Origin of the sequence: uncultured Oscillibacter sp., assembly GCF_910579365.1 — a bacterium.
GTDB lineage: Bacteria > Bacillota > Clostridia > Oscillospirales > Oscillospiraceae > Oscillibacter.
In genome coordinates, this window is record NZ_CAJTUX010000104.1 from 4,271 (window position 1) to 6,809 (window position 2,539).

Genomic DNA, 2,539 nt, shown 5'->3' on the forward strand with positions numbered 1-2,539 from the left:
TTCCTCCTCTTCCCGCCGCAAACGCTTCGCTGGTTTGCGCCGGGATTTTTTGAGGGAAAACGGTCGGGGCGGGGCGGCGCAGATACCGCGAGGACTGCGCCCGCTCCATTCCTTCCTCCTCTTCCCGCCGCAAACGCTTCGCTGGTTTGCGCCGGGATTTTTTGAGGAGAAACAGTCGGGGCGGGGCGGCGCAGATACGCCGGAATTTCTTGAGGAGGATCGCGGACAGCGGTTCAACAAATTTATGGGGTCTCGCTTACAGCTTGATCTCGATCTCCACGCCGGCGGGCAGCTCCAGGGACATCAGGGCCTCCACCGTCTTGGGAGAGGACTTGGCGATGTCGATGAGACGCTTGTGGGTCCGGCGCTCGAACTGCTCCCGGCTGTCCTTATGCTTGTGGACGGAGCGCAGGATGGTGATGATCTCCTTCTTGGTGGGCAGCGGGATGGGGCCGGAAACCTCGGCGCCGGTGCGCTTGGCGGTTTCCACGATCTTCTCCGCGCTCTGGTCGATCACCTGATGGTCGTAAGCCTTCAGACGGATGCGGATCTTTTCTTTCTGAGCCATGTTCCAGTTCCTCCTAATTCGTACGTCGTTTTTCATGAGTCTCGACGACCTACGGCGAGAGAAATTTTTCTGTCCGCGCTGCCGTGCGTATCATTCCTGCTCACGAAAAAACCGGCGCGAAACGTGGCCGGTTCCGTCATGGCGCGGCGATCTACGCGCGCGTACAGACCTTTCTCAGCCGCCCGATTATCGGACATACTCCCCGGAAGTTACCTCTTTCGAGCAATCTCCCGGTTCATCGCGGTGTCACGGCGCGGGCACAGCCCTTCCGCCGCATGCCCATACATAATAATTGAAATTCCGCCCCATGTCAAGAGAAATTTTGCCGTTTTCCAGCTTTTTTTCCGCAGAACCTCCGGTGTTTTGCCCAAGGGGGAATCCCGCGCGGAAGTCCTTGACTTTCCGGCGCTTTTATGCTATCCTTTCCAGGAACAAAAGGCCGTCCTATATTATATAGGTAGGGCGGCGCCTTTCAAATCTATTTCAGAACGGAGAAGAGCTTATGAAGAGAATCAAGACCCTGGAGACCCGCAGCCTCTGCGAGAGCGCCAAGAAGGGCGGCTGCGGCGAGTGCCAGACCTCCTGCCAGTCCGCCTGCAAGACCAGCTGCGGCGTGGCCAACCAGAAGTGCGAGAATACCGCGAAATAAGACGCCGTCAGAGCGGTGCGTTCCGCGTGTAAAAACGCGAAGCCGGTTTGACGGGAAGGAAGAGAGTTACGAGAGGAACCCAGAAGGGGTTCCTTTCGTTTTCAATCCGAAGCGCTTCCAGCCTTTAAGAGGGCGGAAGCGCTTGCCCGGACCGGGCGGCGCTTCCCATGGGTTCTTTTCATATGCGAGACAGGCCGCCCTCCCGCGGCCTCTGGAGGATCAATCATGGTACATCAATACAAGCTCAACGGCTATTCCATCGTTCTGGACACCTGCTCCGGCGGCGTCCATGTGGTGGACGACGTGGCCTATGACGTCATCGCCCTCTACCCGGACCACCCGGCGGAGGAGATCGTCTCCGCCCTGCTGGCCAAATACCGGGACCGGCCCGATGTGACCGAGGCGGAGCTGCGGGAGTGCCTTTCCGACGTGGAGGCCCTGGTGAAATCCGGGCAGCTCTACACCCCTGACACCTTCGCCGGCATGGCAGGAACCTTGAAGCAGCGCTCCGGCGACGTGGTGAAGGCCCTCTGCCTCCACGTGGCCCACACCTGCAACCTCACCTGCGCCTACTGCTTCGCCAGCCAGGGGAAGTACCGGGGGGACCGGGCCCTCATGTCCTTTGAGGTGGGCAGGCAGGCCCTGGACTTCCTGGTCCGGCACTCCGGGACCCGGCGGAATCTGGAGGTGGACTTCTTCGGCGGCGAGCCCCTGATGAACTGGCCGGTGGTGAAGGACCTGGTGGCCTACGCCCGGACTCTGGAGGAGCCCTGTCACAAGAAATTCCGCTTCACCCTCACCACCAACGGCATGCTCATCGACCAGGACGTCATCGACTTTGCCAACCGGGAGATGGACAATGTGGTCCTCTCCCTGGACGGGCGAAAGGAGATTCATGACGCCCTCCGGGTGGACCGGGCGGGAAACGGCAGCTACGAGCGCATTGTCCCCAAGTTCCAGGAGCTGGTAAAGGCTCGGGGGGGGACCCGGTACTACATGCGGGGCACCTTCACCCACCAAAACCCGGACTTCACCAGGGACCTCTTCCACATGGCGGACCTGGGCTTTACTGAGCTCTCCATGGAGCCGGTGGTCTGTCCCCCGGGGGACCCGGCGGCCCTGACGGCGGAGGATCTGGAGATCGTGAAGGAGCAGTATGAGCTGCTGGCGGCGGAGATGCTCCGGCGGCACAGGGAGGGCCGTCCCCTCACCTTCTACCACTACATGCTGGACCTCACCGGGGGCCCCTGCGTGTACAAGCGGGTCTCCGGCTGCGGCTCCGGCACGGAGTACATGGCCGTCACCCCCTGGGGGGACCTGTA

At 61.2% G+C, this 2,539-nt stretch carries 3 protein-coding genes; 2 read left to right on the top strand and 1 reads right to left on the bottom strand.

Annotated elements, in window-relative coordinates; genetic code table 11:
* Positions 1 to 256: 256 nt before the first annotated feature.
* Entirely contained in the window at positions 257 to 568 is a 312-nt protein-coding gene (rpsJ, locus tag QZ329_RS14500; RefSeq protein WP_295753713.1) for a 30S ribosomal protein S10, read from the bottom strand.
* A gap of 502 nt (positions 569 to 1,070) precedes the next feature.
* On the opposite strand from rpsJ, the gene scfA reads away from it, so the two are divergent.
* On the top strand, positions 1,071 to 1,217 hold the full coding sequence (gene scfA, locus QZ329_RS14505; protein ID WP_295753714.1) for a six-cysteine ranthipeptide SCIFF: 147 nt from the start codon (positions 1,071 to 1,073) through the stop codon (positions 1,215 to 1,217).
* 225 nt (positions 1,218 to 1,442) lie between these two features.
* The coding region (scfB, locus tag QZ329_RS14510) for a thioether cross-link-forming SCIFF peptide maturase (protein ID WP_295753715.1) at positions 1,443 to 2,539 on the top strand (1,097 nt) is incomplete at its 3' end.